Annotated in this window: 14 protein-coding genes; 4 read left to right on the top strand and 10 right to left on the bottom strand. The window is 67.3% G+C overall.

Annotation, left to right across the window (positions count from 1 at the left end; translation table 11 throughout):
- The first annotated feature begins 199 nt into the window (after window positions 1-199).
- Window positions 200-2,323, top strand: coding sequence for an amidase family protein (locus H7F38_RS08010; protein ID WP_187093626.1), 2,124 nt, complete (start codon window positions 200-202; stop codon window positions 2,321-2,323).
- Between the two features lie 27 nt (window positions 2,324-2,350).
- On the opposite strand, the gene H7F38_RS08005 is transcribed toward H7F38_RS08010, so the two are convergent.
- From H7F38_RS08005 to H7F38_RS07985, 5 genes are read right to left on the bottom strand one after another with little or no spacing between them, the layout of a single operon-like run.
- The gene (locus H7F38_RS08005; RefSeq protein ID WP_187093625.1) at window positions 2,351-3,541 is read right to left on the bottom strand and encodes a dipeptidase; all 1,191 of its coding nucleotides are present in this window, start codon (window positions 3,539-3,541) and stop codon (window positions 2,351-2,353) included.
- Entirely contained in the window at window positions 3,538-4,902 is a 1,365-nt protein-coding gene (locus H7F38_RS08000; RefSeq protein WP_187093624.1) for a M20/M25/M40 family metallo-hydrolase, read from the bottom strand. Before H7F38_RS08000 ends, H7F38_RS08005 begins: the two co-directional genes overlap by 4 nt.
- A complete protein-coding gene (locus H7F38_RS07995) occupies window positions 4,889-5,593 on the bottom strand; it encodes an SDR family NAD(P)-dependent oxidoreductase (RefSeq protein WP_187093623.1) in 705 nt (234 codons plus the stop codon). The genes H7F38_RS08000 and H7F38_RS07995 overlap by 14 nt, the downstream gene beginning before the upstream one ends.
- Window positions 5,590-6,303 carry a creatininase family protein gene (locus H7F38_RS07990; protein WP_187093622.1) on the bottom strand — a complete coding sequence of 238 codons (714 nt, stop codon included), beginning with the start codon at window positions 6,301-6,303 and terminating at the stop codon, window positions 5,590-5,592. The genes H7F38_RS07995 and H7F38_RS07990 overlap by 4 nt, the downstream gene beginning before the upstream one ends.
- Before the next feature lie 25 nt (window positions 6,304-6,328).
- On the bottom strand, window positions 6,329-7,045 hold the full coding sequence (locus tag H7F38_RS07985; RefSeq protein WP_187093621.1) for a GntR family transcriptional regulator: 717 nt from the start codon (window positions 7,043-7,045) through the stop codon (window positions 6,329-6,331).
- A 162-nt stretch (window positions 7,046-7,207) separates the two neighbouring features.
- On the opposite strand from H7F38_RS07985, the gene H7F38_RS07980 reads away from it, so the two are divergent.
- On the top strand, window positions 7,208-8,011 hold the full coding sequence (locus H7F38_RS07980; RefSeq protein WP_187093620.1) for an SDR family NAD(P)-dependent oxidoreductase: 804 nt from the start codon (window positions 7,208-7,210) through the stop codon (window positions 8,009-8,011).
- 27 nt (window positions 8,012-8,038) lie between these two features.
- Here H7F38_RS07980 and rraA read toward each other — a convergent pair whose 3' ends face one another.
- The 4 genes from rraA to H7F38_RS07960 form a co-directional block, all read right to left on the bottom strand.
- On the bottom strand, window positions 8,039-8,509 hold the full coding sequence (gene rraA, locus H7F38_RS07975; protein WP_187093619.1) for a ribonuclease E activity regulator RraA: 471 nt from the start codon (window positions 8,507-8,509) through the stop codon (window positions 8,039-8,041).
- Between the two features lie 498 nt (window positions 8,510-9,007).
- A complete protein-coding gene (locus tag H7F38_RS07970) occupies window positions 9,008-9,334 on the bottom strand; it encodes a hypothetical protein (protein WP_187093618.1) in 327 nt (108 codons plus the stop codon).
- Between the two features lie 21 nt (window positions 9,335-9,355).
- Window positions 9,356-9,664 carry a DUF222 domain-containing protein gene (locus H7F38_RS07965; protein ID WP_187093617.1) on the bottom strand — a complete coding sequence of 103 codons (309 nt, stop codon included), beginning with the start codon at window positions 9,662-9,664 and terminating at the stop codon, window positions 9,356-9,358.
- Window positions 9,665-9,915: 251 nt separating this feature from the next.
- The gene (locus H7F38_RS07960) at window positions 9,916-11,160 is read right to left on the bottom strand and encodes an ISL3 family transposase (RefSeq protein WP_187093616.1); all 1,245 of its coding nucleotides are present in this window, start codon (window positions 11,158-11,160) and stop codon (window positions 9,916-9,918) included.
- Window positions 11,161-11,465: 305 nt separating this feature from the next.
- Between H7F38_RS07960 and H7F38_RS07955 the strand changes: the two genes are divergently transcribed.
- Both H7F38_RS07955 and H7F38_RS07950 read left to right on the top strand, forming a co-directional pair.
- Complete coding sequence (locus tag H7F38_RS07955) at window positions 11,466-12,230, top strand: cyclopropane-fatty-acyl-phospholipid synthase family protein (protein ID WP_187093615.1); 765 nt, start codon at window positions 11,466-11,468, stop codon at window positions 12,228-12,230.
- Window positions 12,231-12,328: 98 nt separating this feature from the next.
- A complete protein-coding gene (locus H7F38_RS07950) occupies window positions 12,329-12,736 on the top strand; it encodes a VOC family protein (protein ID WP_187093614.1) in 408 nt (135 codons plus the stop codon).
- An 87-nt stretch (window positions 12,737-12,823) separates the two neighbouring features.
- Here the strand turns inward: H7F38_RS07950 and H7F38_RS07945 are convergent, their stop codons facing one another.
- Window positions 12,824-14,353 (bottom strand): Ig-like domain-containing protein, encoded by a 1,530-nt coding sequence (locus H7F38_RS07945; RefSeq protein ID WP_187093613.1) that lies wholly within the window; start codon window positions 14,351-14,353, stop codon window positions 12,824-12,826.
- Between the last annotated feature and the right edge of the window lie 248 nt (window positions 14,354-14,601).

Genomic DNA, 14,601 nt, shown 5'->3' with positions numbered 1-14,601 from the left:
GCGGTGTACTGTATGCAATCGCTAGGCTAGTAGCGTAATTCTAGGGATGCAAGGCTCCTCACCGGATCACCGGAGCGTTACATTCTCATTTCGGCCGCCCGCATCCACTGGATTCGCTGAGCTATTTCTGAGAACCGGTGTGGCCTGGGCGAACTCCGGCCCGGGTCCACAGCGACAGCACCATGGAGGCGCAGTCAGGATGAAGTTCACCATCATCGGTGCCGGCGCGATCGGTGGCACCGTCGGTGCACATCTCGCCAGGGCCGGGCATGACGTCCTGCTGTGCGATGCGGACGCCGACCACGTGGCGGCCATCAACGAGCACGGACTGCAGATCACCGGTCCGGTCGGTGAGTTCCGCGTCCACGCACCGGCCGTCGTTCCCGACCAACTGCCGCAGGTGCTGGACGGCGTGGTCATCGTGTCGGTCAAGACCCACCACACCCGTTCGGCCGCGGACCTGTTGCGGGGTCGGCTCTCCGCCGGCGCGGTGGTCGTCTCGATGCAGAACGGGCTCACCGCCGATGTGCTCGGCGAAGCGGTCGACCAGGAACGGCTCCTCGTGTGCTTCGTGAACTTCGGCGCCGACCTGATGGCGCCGGGAGTCATCCTGCAGGGCAACGTCGGCACCTTCCGGATCGGTGAGCTGGACGGTTCGATGACCCCACGGCTGCAAACGATTGCGGAGGCCCTGCCGTACGCGGAGGCCACGGACCGGATTCTCGGGTACCTGTGGGCCAAGGAAGCCTACGGGTCGATGTTGTTCGCGGGCGCCGTCTCGGATCTCTCGATTGCCGATCACCTGGAGCTCCCGCAATACCGTCCGCTGATGTTGGCCCTGGCACGCGAGGTGCTGGCCCAGGCGCCCGTCACTCCTTTGCCTTTCGACGGATTCGATCCGGCCGATCTGGAGGGTTCGCTCGATCGTCTGGTGATCTTCAATCGTGGAAGCGCCAAGTCCCACAGCGGCATCTACCGCGATCTGATGGTGCGCAGACGCCCGACCGAGGTGGCGGAGCAGATCGAGGTACTCGCCGGGCCTCTGACGCACTACGTGGCCGAGCTCATCCGCGCGATCGAGCGTGGCGAGCGGACCTGCGAGGTCGCCAATCTGGACCTTCTCGCGACCTACGAGCGGATGGAACGCCTCGGGCGGCCGCTGCAGGCCGTCAGCCGGGTGATCGGCGCACCGCGACGTGCGAGAACCGGTGCACTGCACGGTATGTCGATAGCAGTCAAGGATATGATCGATGTCGAAGGATATCCCCGCGGCAACGGGAACCCGTTGGACATGGCCGGGCCTCCTGCGTCGCGCGACGCTGCGGTGGTGACCGCGCTGCGCGGGGCCGGCGCTGATGTCTTCGTCCTGGCGACACTTCTGGAATATGCCGCCGGTGCGCCGCACGACGACCTCCCGGAAGCCCGCAACCCGGTCCGACCCGACTGCACGGCCGGTGGGTCGAGCGGCGGCTCTGCGGCGCTGGTCGGCGCCGGGGTCTGTCGGGCCGCACTCGGCACCGACACCGGGGGCTCCATCCGGATTCCGGCGGCGTACTGCGGGGTGGTGGGTATCAAGCCGACGCACGGACTGGTTCCGGAGGACGGCGTCACGCCTCTGTCGCCGACGTTCGACCACGTGGGCGTGCTGGCCGATTCGGTGGCCACCGCAGCCGAGGTGCTGGGTGTCCTCACCGGCCGGACCTACGACCTGACGGCTCCGCTGGAGCCTCTCCGGGTCGGCCTGCTCGTCGACCAGTTGGTCGACCCGCGTCTGGATCCGGAGCTCAGGGACATCACCAGGGCCGCTGTGGAACGTCTCAGGGCCGCCGGCGCCCAGATCGTGGAACGAGACGGTCGATGTCTTGCCCAGCTGGAGAAATGCCTCGGTGACATCCTCCTCGAGGAGGCCTGGCAGGTGCACGGGACGCAGGTTCGCGCCGACCCGGGCCACTACGGTCGCGCCACCCTGAGGCTGCTGCAGTCGGCGGCCGCGGTCACCCCGGAGCAGAGCGCGCCCGCGCGGGCCGAGCGATTGGCGCTGTTGCCGGCCGCCGCATCTCTGCTCGAGGGCCTCGACGTGCTCGTCGGGCCGGCAGTGCCCTACCGGGCTCCGGAGGACACTCCGCCGATCGACACCCCGGACGGTGAGATCGAGGGCATCTTCAGCAGTCCGTACAACGTCACCGGCCAACCCGCGATGGTGATCCCCTGCGGCACCACGCAGGACGGGCTGCCGGTCGCCCTGCAACTCGCGGCGTCCATCGGCGACGACGCCGGATTGCTCCGTGCGGCGTCGATGATCGAGAAGATGCTCACCGCCTGAATCCTCGGGCGGCCAGGCGTTCTGGACTCAGCAGGCCGGCGAGGGCCATATGCCGCGCAGCGCCCGCAGGATGTTGCCACCGAGGACCGCTGCGATGTCACCGTCGCCGTATCCGCGCTTCACCAGAGCGCCGGCGATGTGATGGAAGTTCTCCACCGGGCTCTCCAGGCCGGCCACGTATTCGACCCTGGGATGATCCGGCGCAGACCCCGCGGCGCCGGAGAGCATCGCGGCGAACGTGGTGTGCAGGCCGACGTGGTCACCGAACAGCGTGTCGGGACCGAACGCAACGTGTTCGATCCCGACGAGTCCGGCGATGTACTCGAAGTGATCCATCACCGAGTCGATGGTGTGTCGCCGGTGCTCGTACGAGATCGTCGTGTGCGGAGCCGCCGACATACCGATCACCCCACCGGTTCCGGCCACCGCCCGCAGGACGGGATCGTTCTTCAGCCGCGGGATGTCCCACAGGCGACGGGCTCCCGCGTGCGTCATCAGGACCGGTGCCCGCGTTGCGGCGCAGACGTCGAGACCGGTCCGGTCCGAGGAGTGCGAGATGTCCACGGCCAGGCCGACGGCATTCATCCGCGCCACCGCCTTCCGGCCGAAGAGCGTCAGTCCGCCGTCGGTCGGTTCCGACAACCCGCTGCCCAACGCGTTCGAATCGCTGTAGGCGATACCGATCTGGCGTAGCCCCAGCCCGAACAGGATGTCGATGCGGTCCAGTTCGTTCTCGATCGGGGTGGCTGCCTCCAGACCGAACACGAGCGCGACCCGGCCGCTACGTTTCGCGGCCTCGATGTCGGCCACGGTGCGTGCGACGCAGACGTGGTCCTGGTGGGCGAGATCGGCCTGCCGCATCCCCAGGTCGGCGATGATGTCGTCCCATCGCCACGGCGCCTGGCCTGTGACGCAGGCGGTCCCGTCCATCATGTTGTCGAAGACGCACGTCATGCCAGACCGGCGCAGACCTTCGAAGGCGGTGTGCTGACGAGCCGTGCGGTTGTAGGCGGGCGTCTGGCTCATGTCCCGTGGGAACCGCACGGGATGATCGTGCAGGCTGATCACGATGTTGTCGGTGAGCAGTTGCTCGGCCCGCCGGGCCTGTGCCGGATCGAGGCCGAGGTCGTACGGCGGCACACGATCGAACTCCGGATCCAGGTCGAACTCGGGCCGGTCACCTTCGGGCAGATAGGAATACGAGGTGTACTCGCTCATCGGAGAACCGGGGCAAGTCGATGCTCGCCGGCGGCCAGCAATCGCAGCAGACCTTCCCACGCGCGCATGCCTTCCCGGAGTCGCGAGATCCGCAGGAATTCGTTCGGTGCGTGCAGGAGTTCGTCGGCGGTGGAGAAGGAGAAGAACAGTGTCTTCGCGCCGAGTGCCTCCTCGAACAGCACAGTGGCGGGAAGGGTTCCGCCGATACGGGCCAGCAGCACCGCCTGCCCGGGATAGACCTCCGAGAGCGCCTGCGTCGCCGCCGCGATCGCCGGATGGTCGGGTGCGATCGTGTAGGCCGGAACCGCTCCCTTCTCGAATGTGACCGTCACCCGGACACCGGGCACCGGAACGGCTCTCACGTATTCGTCGATGGCGGCGGCCACGCCGTCCGGGTGCTGTCCCGGCACGAGCCGGCAGGTGATGTGCGCAGCGGCGCGATGCGGGATGACGGTGTAGGAGCCACCGCCGGTGATGCCGTTGATCTCCAGCGTCGGCCGCGTCCAGAGTCGTTGCAGGGTGGTCAGGCCCGGCTGTCCGAAGAGTTCGTCGACGCCCAGCTCGGTCCGGTAGGCGTCCTCGTCGAACGCTACCGCCGCGATCTCCGCCTCTTCGACGTCGCCCAGCGGCGGTATACCGTCGTCGAAGCCCGGCACGGCGATGCTGCCGTCCGCCCCGTGCAGGCCGGCAAGAATCTGGACCAGCGCGTGGACCGGATTCGCCACGGTCCCGCCGTAGCGCCCGGAGTGCAGGTCGCGGTTGGCCCCGACGACCTCGATGTCCAGTGCCAGCAGCCCTTTGGACGCGACGGACAGCGACGGTTCGCTCGGCCGCCACATCGCCCCGTCCGCCGAGATCACCAGGTCGGCGGCGAACTCCGCCGCGTGGTCCAGCACGTAGGCCGAGAGGTGCGGGCTGCCGATCTCCTCCTCGCCCTCGAACAGGAATCGGACGTTGAGCGGGAGCGCGCCCTCCTGCGCGATGAACTGCCGCACCACCTCCAGGGCGATGTAGACCGGCCCCTTGTCGTCGGTGACACCGCGCCCGCGCAGACGGCCGTCGGCCACTGCGAGCGCGAACGGCGGGGTGATCCACTCCTGCAGGTCGCCGGTCGGCTGGACGTCGTAGTGCCCGTAGATCAACACCGTCGGAGCGCCGGGTGCGCCCATCCACTCGCCGATCACCGCGGGATGACCTCCCGTCTCGACGATCCGGGCATCCGCGAAGTCGAGCCTGGCGAGCAGCCAGTTCGCGGCCAGCAGCATCGTCTCGCGGTCGGCGTCCAGGCTGACGCTGGGAATCGCCACGTATTCGGTGAGTTCGGCGATGTAGCGATCGTCGTCAGGCTCAAAAGAAAGCATGTCCACCATCGATCGAGATCGTCTGTCCGGTCACCCAGGAGGCCAGATCGGAGGTGAACCAGCGCACTCCGTCTGCGATGTCGGAGGCGTTGCCGAGGCGGCGCAGCGCAATGCTCTCCACCAGCGCCGCCTGCCCGGCCTCACCGTAGCTGTCCCACTGCTTCTCGGTGGTCGGGTTCGACAGCACGAAGCCGGGGGCGATGCAGTTGACGGTGATGCCGAAGGGACCGAGTTCGTGCGCCATCTGGCGCGTGAAGCCGATCTGGCCGGCTTTGGAGCTCGTGTAGGCCTGGATCCCGGTGAGGCTGACGCTACGACCCGCCCCGGACGAGATGTTCACGACGCGGCCCCATCCGGAGGCCTTCATCAGCGGCGCCACCGCCCGGGTGCAGTTGAAGGTCGACGTGAGGTTCGCATCGAACACTGCCTGCCAGGCCTCGTCGGTGACATCCTCGATCGGCCGGTGCGTCTGCCCGACCACGCCGCCGGCGTTGTTGACCAGGATGTCCACGGACCGCAGCGAGCCGAAGAATGCCTTCACCGCAGCGGAATCCGACACGTCGACCTCGGCCCGGTCGATGCCGTGGACCTGCGCGCCCTCGTCGGACAGCGCGGCAGCGATGGCGGCACCGATGCCGTGGGCGGTCCCGGTCACCACCGCGACCCGTCCGGTCAGCCCTGAGCCGATCATGAAAAAGCCCAACCCGTCTCGAGTAGTTCGCGAACCTCGGCCACCCCGGTCTGCCAGATCTCGGTCATGATGTCGTCCGACAGTGAGTAGGAACCGCCGAAGCTGCCGTCCCCGGTCAGCTCGCGGATGTCCGCCGGTGTCGACTGGGCCACCAGATCCCGGGAGGTGTGCGCCTTCACCCCGTCCGGCATCACCACCCCCGCCAGCCGCGTCCAGGGGAAGTTCTCGAACCAGCCGCCATGCGTCGGGTCGGCTTCGTAGGACTCGGCGAGGGCGGCCACCCTGGGCGCGCCGTACCAGCTGGTGAACACCACCTGCATCCGGTGGTCACGCTTCTCACCGACCCACTCGCGCACTGCACCGAGCACCGGGGCGTTCCCGCCGTGGCCGTTGACGATGGCGATCCGCCGAAAACCCTGACCCGACAAAGTATCGAGCAGATCACGGATGACGGCGACGTAGGTCGTCATCCGCAGGGTCAGACTGCCCGGAAACGCGCTGAAGTACGGCGCCATCCCGAACGGCAGCACCGGCAGCACCGGAATTCCAAGCGGTTCGGCCGCCTCGAGGGCCACCCGCTCGGCCAGGATCGCGTCGGTGCCGAGCGAGAGAAAGCCATGTTGCTCGGTCGACCCGACCGGCACGACCACCCGGTCGTCGTGCTGGAGATAGGACTCGACCTGCTGCCAGTTGGCGTCGAACAAGCGCACTCGTGGAACCTCCGTGGGAACAGTGTCAGGCGATGACGGCGGAAGGCTGCTTGGACGGCAGCCTGGACAGCAGCTTCATCAATTCGTCGCGTCCGAACTCCAGGACCGCCGTCGCAACCCGCTCCACCTCGACCGGGTTCCGCGACTCGATGGCGGCCTGGATGCCCTTGTTCCGGCGCAAGGACTTGGTCAGATAGTGAGGTGAGCTGCGGACCAGCAGGTCCCAGTATCGAAGGGACGCCTGCCAGGACGATTCCGCAAAGCCGAAGAGCAGTCGATTCGGACAGGCGTCGAGCAGGTTCCAGTTGTAGTCCTTCAGCGCCAGCACGTACGCCGCCGTGTCCCGCTGGTCGGCCGCGACCCGCATCCGGCCGAAGATCTCGGTCAGGGAGTCGGCGCGCCGGTCGTCCATTTCCTGCACTCCCATTGCGCTGCAACGGGGTTCGAGCAGGAGACGACAGGCATACAGGTCAGCGGCGTTCTCCTGATCCAGTTCGGCGACGAAGGCACCCCGCCGCGGCTCGACGATGATCAGGCCTCCGCGGGACAGCGCGCGGAGCGCTTCGCGGACGGGCGACCGGCTGACACCCATCTGCTCGGCAAGGCTGGCCTCGGTCACCTTCTCGCCCGGCCCGATCCGACCCTCCAGGATCCGGTCGGTGATCCAGGTCGCTGCGCTGATCGCGATCGAGTCGTGACTCAGCCCGGGAAGCGAGGTGGCGCCGGCCGCGCTCTCGATCATGGGTGCCTCCCCAGTCAGCATCCGATTTGGTCTACTGCGTATTGTGTACCGTCTGGGCTCTTCGGAGAACCCCTGGTGTGTTCCAGGTCTGGGAAATATCTGCGCCCGGCAGCAGACAAGAGACCGAGGCGCCACGTCGCAGTTCGACAAGGAGGCAGTCAGATGACGAGGATCGATGGCAGGACCGCGGTCGTCACAGGTGCGGGAAACGGGATCGGTAGGGCAATGGCATTGGCCTTCGCCGCCGCCGGCGCGAACGTGACGGTCTCGGACGTGTTGGCGCCGGACGGCGAGCGCACCGTCCGGGAGATCACCGACTCGGGCGGCTCCGCCTACTTCGTGTCCGCGGATGTCTCCAGTGCCGACCAGGCGCAGCACCTGATCGCCTCCACCGTCGACTACTTCGGCGGTATCGACATCCTGGCGAACAATGCGGGCATCGGCGGCGGCCAACTGCGGCTGCACGAAATCGAACCGGCCGACTTCGACCGGGTCATCGACGTCAATCTGCGCGGGACGTTCCTGTGCTCCAAGTTCGCCATACCGCACTTCCTGGCCAAGGGCGACGGACGGATCGTCAACACCGCCTCGACCTACGGACTCATCGGTGCTCCGAAAGCGGCCGCCTACTGCGCGTCCAAGGCCGGCATCATCAACCTGACCCGCCAGATGGCCGTCGACTACGGACCCGACGGCATCCGCGTCAACGCGATCTGCCCGGGATACATCGACACCGGCCTCGGGCGCAGGGGTCCCCAGCTGAGCGTGGAGGCCTTCCGGGCCGCGAGCGCCGTGCGGGAGAAGGCGGCCGGGATGCAACCACTTGGCCGTCAGGGACAGCCGGCCGAGATCGGCGAGGTCGCCCTCTTCCTCGCCTCGGATGCCTCGTCCTTCATGACCGGGTCGATCGTCACCGTCGATGGCGGTTGTGTCACGACGTTCAACTACGGCGAGGCGAGCAACTAGAGCTTGCTCAGATCTCGCGAGTAGCCGTCACCGGATCTGGACGACGACTCCGTCCTCGTCGCTCAGGACGTGGTCCCCAGGACGAAAGGTCGCACGTCCGAAAGTCAGTTCGACGTCCTTCTCGCCGGCCCCGGTCTTGGAGCCCCGACGAGGGTTCGTCCGCAACGCTTTGACCCCCAGTTCCATACCGCCGAGAATTCGCGCGTCCCGGACGGCGCCGTTGATGATGACCCCGGCCCAGCCGTTGTCGATCGCCAGCTGGGCCATCATGTCGCCGAGGAGGGCGACCCTGGTCGAGCCGGCGCCGTCGACCACGACCACGCCGCCGCGGCCCGGTGTCTCCAGAACCGAACGCAGCAAGGCATTGTCCTCGACGCAGCGCACCGTGGTGATCGCCCCGGCGAAGCTCTTGTGCAGGCCGTACTGCACGAACGGGGTGTCGCAATGGCTCAGAGCGTCGCCGAATTCGTCGGAGAGGTCTGCGGTGGAGATATTCATGAGTTCTCCTTCTTGGTGGTTGATCGCTGACTGCCGGTCGATAGTCGGCTTCCACCACCAGAATATCATTCGTAGTCCGGCCACCACTTCGACCGCCGCCCCGGCCATACGCAGCCACACACTACATCAGAGCACACCGAATTCGCCCCGGGAAGGCAACGTGTTCGTGAGGTCCCGTCAATGGTGCATCCGGTTGCGGCGGGGTCGTTGACCTTTGTCGATCCACGGCGGGGGATCAGTTCCGGGTGGCCGTCGGCGGCGAATCGGATCACCCATTGCGCCTTGTGGATTTCATCATGATGAAAACCGCACAACAGCACCCCGGTGTGGACGTTCGTCTCCCCCAGATCCCGGACGAACCAATTCACAGGGTGAACATCGCACCAATTCGCCGGCCGGTCGCAGCCGGACCAGACGCAGCCCCGGTCGCGGACCTTGATCGCCCGCCGCATCCCCCGCGTAGACGTCCGTCGGGGTCGTCCGACGTCCAGGACCTCACTACCGCCACCCGAGGACGACCGGGAGGATCTGCGCGTCGAACAGATACCGGCGGGCCTGCCCCGTACTCACCGGGAAGCCGGACTCCCTCGTGGCCTTCGCGATCTCACCCTTGACGTGGTCCCAGTGCAGGTAGATCACGATGTACGGCTTCTCCCCGCCGTGGCTCGGCCCGGTCCCAGCGGCCAGGAACCCTGCCAACGCGGCGACCAAGGCCGTGGGCGCGGCGGTTCCCCGGCGACCGCCGATCGGCAGTGCCGTCGGCTGCGGGTTTCGGCGCGGACAGCGCGTCGATCGCTGTGCGGAGGACGTCGACGCCGTGATCATCTACCCGTCCGGTCAGCCCGGTCAGCCCCCGGTCAGGCCGGTCCGGCCGGTCCGGCCGGTCCGGGCGTTGCGGGACCCCCACGAGAACTCCATCCGCGTCCTGGTCTGGGTTTCGTCCAGGGTCCCGTCGGGGTCGGCGGCGTCCAGGACCGCGGCGGCGACCTGGTCCAACTGCCGCGGGTCCAGTGCGCCGGCCTGCTCGACCAGGAACTTCTCCCACCACTCCCGTTCCAGGATGGGCATGGCGGTGGGGAGTGTGCCCATCGTCGCTGCGATCGTCCGGACCTGCTCGGCACCGACTGCTCGGGCCTCCAGGGCCCCGGCCAGCACCGGCAGATCTTCGGCGCCGATCTTCCAAGAGCGCGCCGTCCCGCAAATCGGTGACGGCGTTCATCGCCGACCGGACCAATTGTCTGGCCTGGTCGGAATCGACGAATCCGGCCGTCCCCATATCGAGAACTTTATCGGCGGGCACTGACAGCCGACCCCAAAAATGGCGCCATTCCATGCCGCCCCCAGGTGACAGAATGGTCATTCTTTTAGGGGTCTTTTAGGGGTCTCCTGACGTTTTCGTGGGCCAGTTAGCGGCCTGGTAGCGGCGGGCATAACCCGCCTCTGGTAAGCATCGCCATGGCTATCAACGCTTCTGGGCTGTGAAAGCCGTACGACCTGCGGGTCAAGGCCCGTAGGTGGGTGTTGGTGGCCTCGGATTGGGCGTTGCTCATGTGGTGGATCAGGGTGTTCCAGATCAGCTGCTGGAACCGCTTCAACGTTGCGGCCAGGGCGATGAAGCCGGGGAGTTGGGAGCGGCGGGCCCAGGCGATCCAGCCGGCCAGCAGTTCACGGCCGGCCTGGCCCTTGACCTGGAACACCGCGCGCAGTTGCTCCTTCAGCAGATACGCCCGATACAGATGCCGGTTGGTCTGGGCGATCGAGGCGACCGACCCGCGTTGCTCCGGGGACAGGTCCGCCGGGTTTTTCAGCAATGCCCAGCGGCTGCCCTTCACCGACGACGCCTGCGCGGAGCTACTGTTGCCCCGCAGCATGTTCCACGTCTGACGACGGACCTTGTCCAACTCCCGGGTGGCCCACCCCACGATATGAAACGGATCCAATCCCAGCACCGCCTGCGGCGCCCGGGCCGTCACGGTGTCGTGGATCCACTGCGCCCCGTCGGCCGAGACGTGCGTCAACGCCGCCGCCCGTTCTGGGCCGAGTTGGTCGAAGAACCGACCCAGGGTGTCGCTGTTGCGGCCCGGTGCGGCCCACACCAATCTGCCGGAGTCTTGATCGACCACGCACGTCAGATACCGCTGGCCTTTGCGGTGGGAGATTTCATCGATGCCGATCCGCTGCAGCCCCGCGAGCACGTCCCGGCCGGCCAAACCGTCGGCGACGACGTGCTCGATGATTGCGCTCACATGCCGCCACGACGTCCGCATCAACTGCGCCACCACCGACGAAGCGGTGTGCGCCGCCAACCACGCGCACTGGTCTTCAAACGCTCGGGTTGCCCGCGCGCCGGGTCGGGCCCACGGCACCGCCGCGACGACCACCCCGTGCCTCTGGCAGTTCACCCGCGGAGCCGCAGCCTGCAGGAATACCATCGTCGACCCCCAGTCCAGCGACCGCCACCGCCGGGTTCCGCCGCCCTGGTCATAGCCCGGCCGTCTACGCCGGCATCGACTGCACCTACTCCGGGCGCCCTTCGTCGCACGCACCGAAACGACCAGCACCTGCCGGTCGTCGGCCTCCTCCCACGCCACATCGCACACCTGCAGTTGCTCGACACCGAGCAGCTTTCGCCATATCGTTACACCGCGCACACCGTGCTCCTGGATAGTGACTGACCCTAGATAAGCCAGAACCTATACGCAGCCCGGTGTGTCGCCCACAACCAGGGGTCAAGACGCCCACGAGAACGTCACAAGAGCCTCTTTTAGGCCACAGAATAGAATTCGGAGAATGGCGTTTCACTGCTCAGGCATGACGAATGGTGGCCGATCGGCGGGCTCAGCTGGGCGACGTCACCGTCCGTCCGAGGTAGAGCGAACGCCATGATGCCCTCCAAGACGCGCCGCGATAGGAATATCGGTTGCGTTCGAGGTGGGCGGGCTGTCACCTTGATTCCGTGACCATTAGCCTGACTCCGCCCTGGGAAGACCTGACCTTCATGACGCCGCTGTCGGAGGACCGCGCAGACCAGCTCGTCAAGTTCCTGGCCGGTGATTTGCACGGGACCTTGCTCGACATCGGTTGTGGATGGGCAGAGCTGCTGTTGCGCGCCGTCGCCGCAGCCCCCGATGCACGCGGGGTCGGTGTCGACATCGACGCGGCGTCGATCGACCACGGCCGCCGGCTCGTCGAGCAGCGTGGCCTCGCGTCCCGGGTCACCCTGACCTGTGGTGACGCGAAGCACCACGCGCCCGAGCGGGCGGAGGCGGTGGTGTGCATCGGTGCCAGCCAGATATGGGGACCGCCTGTGGTGGAAAACCAGCCGCTGGACTACTCGAACGCCCTCGCCGCGATTCGAGCAACGGTACGGCGGGGGGCCCGCGTGGTCTACGGCGAAGGGATCTGGTCCACCCCCCCGACCACGGAGGCGGTCGCACCGCTGGCAGGCAGGCTCGACGAACTGATTTCGCTGGTCGAGCTGATCGAGATTGCGGTGGCAAGGGGTTTCATGCCCGTGGCGGTGTACGAAGCCAGCATCGACGAGTGGGACCAGTTCGAGTCCGGTTTCAGCGCCTGCTACGCCAGGTGGTTTGCCCAGAATGGTCCGGACCATCCGGACGCCGCCGAGGTCTACGCCCGGGCGGCCCGACAGCGGGCCGGCTACTTCGGAGGTTACCGGGGAGTCATGGGCATGGCCTATCTCGCCCTGCTCGCTGTGTAGAGCAAGCTGTTCCGGTGGGCCGTCAACGCCTCGGGAAGGTCCGCCCGGGCCGGCTCCCACCATGCCCCACTCGCTGGACGATCTGAAGGGACGCCCGGATGACACCACCGACCGTCGGGACGCTGCATCATCTGGAGTTGTGGGTGCCCGACCTGGAACGTGCTGCTGCGCAGTGGGGTTGGCTGCTGACCGAGATGGGCTACCTACCCTTCCAGCATTGGTCGGCCGGGCGCAGTTGGCAACTCGGCCCGACCTACCTGGTCATCGAGCAATCCCCGGACCTGTCCGCCACCGACCACGACCGGACACGGCCTGGGCTCAATCATCTCGCCTTCCACGCAGGCTCCCGACGGCAGGTCGACGGCCTCGTGGCACAGGCCCCGGCCCACGGTTGGACGTTGCTCTTTCCCGAACGACACCCCTACGCCGGCGGCGCAGCGCAATACGCCGCCTACCTGGCCAACACCGACGACTACGAAGTCGAACTGATCGCCGACGAGTTGTAGCCGTCCGGTCGCGACCACGGCTCTGGACGGCTGCTCGGCCGCCGCAATCGTCCGAAGGTCAACGCAGTGTCGCTGGCCGATCGACCGTCAGGAGTGTCGCGGGTCGTGGTGTCGACCCCGCCGCCGCAGGGTCAGAGTCAGCAGTCCGGATCCCAGCAGGACGAGCAGGGCCCCGAAGGTCGCCACGCGCTGGACGGGAGCTCCGGTGCTGGCCAAAGACGCCACAGCGGTCGTGGTGGTGGGGACCACCGTCGAGGACGTCACCGAACCGGCCGAGGTGTTGGACGTGTTCGAGGTCGTCGGCGCCAGGGAGTGGCTGGTCGGCAGCACCTGGATGGTGGTGCCGTCGCTCGTCGTGGAGATGGGCGAACTCGGCGACGGCGACACCGGAATCGGCGTGGTAGGAACCGTCGTCACGGACGACTGGGTGCCCGACGACCGGGTACCCGACGACTGCGTGCTGGACGTCGGGAGCACCACCACCGTCGTGGTCGGCGTCAGGACGGTACTGGTCGAAGGCGTCGTCTCCGTCGTCGACGTGGTGACGGTCGAAGGCGTCGTCTCCGTCGTCGACGTGGTGACGGTCGAAGGCGTCGTCTCCGTAGTCGACGTGGTTGACGTGGTGACGGTGGTGGTCGTCGGAGGAACCGGGGTCACGCCGACCGCGATGCCGCCGGCGCTGGACTGCACCAGCGCCCCGCTCGCCGGATAGGTGGTCGGGCCTCCGTAGACCGCCTTGGTGATCACGGTCGCGGCGTTCACGAACGTGGTCTGGGTGCCACCGGTCGGCATGTCCAGCGTCGCGGTGAACTGGACTCGGATGATCTTCCCCGCCGGAACGGGCCCGGTCAGCAGGTCGAGCGAGGCCGTCGAACAGGGCGGCGAGAAGCGGTAGTCCCCGAACCCTGATCCGTTCGCGAAGCCGTGGCCGGGTCCGGTGCCGTCGCCGACGCTGACCGTCACCGTGGCGCAGTCGATGCTCTCGCCGGCCGGAATCACGTCCTTGAACTCGGTGGAGGTCCACCCGCCGGCCGGGGCGACCGGCGATTCGACGAACCAGTAGATGGCCGCGGTCGGGTTCTGGCTGCCCTGATCGCTACGGACGAACTGGCCGAACTTGTAGGCGCCCGTCCGGTCGATCGAACTGCCGGGCAACACGGTCAGCGGGTTGGTGAACGTGGTCGCGTCGGTCACGTACCGGAGCTGCGTGGTCTGTCCGGGCGGGGCGATGGTGGAGTCGAAATTGTCCCGGACGAAGGCAGTTCCGTGCACATCCATGTGCGTCTGCGCATAGTCGGTGGTGGTGAAGGTGATGACGGCCGGATCGCCCGGCGAGATGACGGCCGTCGCCACGAGGGTGCCATCGCTCGTCCTGACGTCGAATCCGGCCGGCAGCGCGACGAGCGCCTTCGGCAGGGTGAGCTGGGTCGTCCGACCGGCAGGCGTGCCGTCGGGGACGGTGAAGACCATGTCCGTCTCGAGCTGGTCGCCGACCGCCACCGTCGTGGGCGTCGTCTTCACGTCGATGATCTCGAGGCCGGAGCCGGCGGCCGAAGCCGCGGGCGCGCCGACCAGAGCGGCTGCACCGGCCATCACGCCGACCGCCAGCAGCAGCATTGCCCGAGGGCCGATGACCTTTCGAACTCCCACACGGAACACAGCGGTACCCCTCGTTTCCGCCGGGTTGATCCAACAACTCAGCCCGAACCCCAATTTCCGACTACTGACGGTCAACAAATTACACCCCTTGGTGGCGCGGTGCCCATATGGAAGGTGAACAGTTGACCTTACGGTGACAGGCCGTCACTGGTTCGTCACTGCAGCGAGGCCGGGGAACCGCGCCCCGGAAGGCGGTCCCCGGCGGC

The sequence above is a fragment of the Nakamurella sp. PAMC28650 genome, from assembly GCF_014303395.1.
In the GTDB taxonomy this organism is placed as follows: domain Bacteria; phylum Actinomycetota; class Actinomycetes; order Mycobacteriales; family Nakamurellaceae; genus Nakamurella.
The sequence above is the reverse complement of the archived record's forward strand: the minus strand, read 5'-3'. Positions and strand labels throughout refer to the sequence as shown.

What these genes read in the sequence shown, in the direction of transcription:
- H7F38_RS08010 (WP_187093626.1), top strand. Translation starts at nt 200, where the DNA reads ATGAAGTTCACCATCATCGGTGCCGGCGCGATCGGTGGCACCGTCGGT.
- H7F38_RS08005 (WP_187093625.1), bottom strand. Translation starts at nt 3,541, where the DNA reads ATGAGCGAGTACACCTCGTATTCCTATCTGCCCGAAGGTGACCGGCCC.
- H7F38_RS08000 (WP_187093624.1), bottom strand. Translation starts at nt 4,902, where the DNA reads ATGCTTTCTTTTGAGCCTGACGACGATCGCTACATCGCCGAACTCACC.
- H7F38_RS07995 (WP_187093623.1), bottom strand. Translation starts at nt 5,593, where the DNA reads ATGATCGGCTCAGGGCTGACCGGACGGGTCGCGGTGGTGACCGGGACC.
- H7F38_RS07985 (WP_187093621.1), bottom strand. Translation starts at nt 7,045, where the DNA reads ATGATCGAGAGCGCGGCCGGCGCCACCTCGCTTCCCGGGCTGAGTCAC.
- H7F38_RS07980 (WP_187093620.1), top strand. Translation starts at nt 7,208, where the DNA reads ATGACGAGGATCGATGGCAGGACCGCGGTCGTCACAGGTGCGGGAAAC.
- rraA (WP_187093619.1), bottom strand. Translation starts at nt 8,509, where the DNA reads ATGAATATCTCCACCGCAGACCTCTCCGACGAATTCGGCGACGCTCTG.
- H7F38_RS07970 (WP_187093618.1), bottom strand. Translation starts at nt 9,334, where the DNA reads ATGATCACGGCGTCGACGTCCTCCGCACAGCGATCGACGCGCTGTCCG.
- H7F38_RS07950 (WP_187093614.1), top strand. Translation starts at nt 12,329, where the DNA reads ATGACACCACCGACCGTCGGGACGCTGCATCATCTGGAGTTGTGGGTG.
- H7F38_RS07945 (WP_187093613.1), bottom strand. Translation starts at nt 14,353, where the DNA reads ATGCTGCTGCTGGCGGTCGGCGTGATGGCCGGTGCAGCCGCTCTGGTC.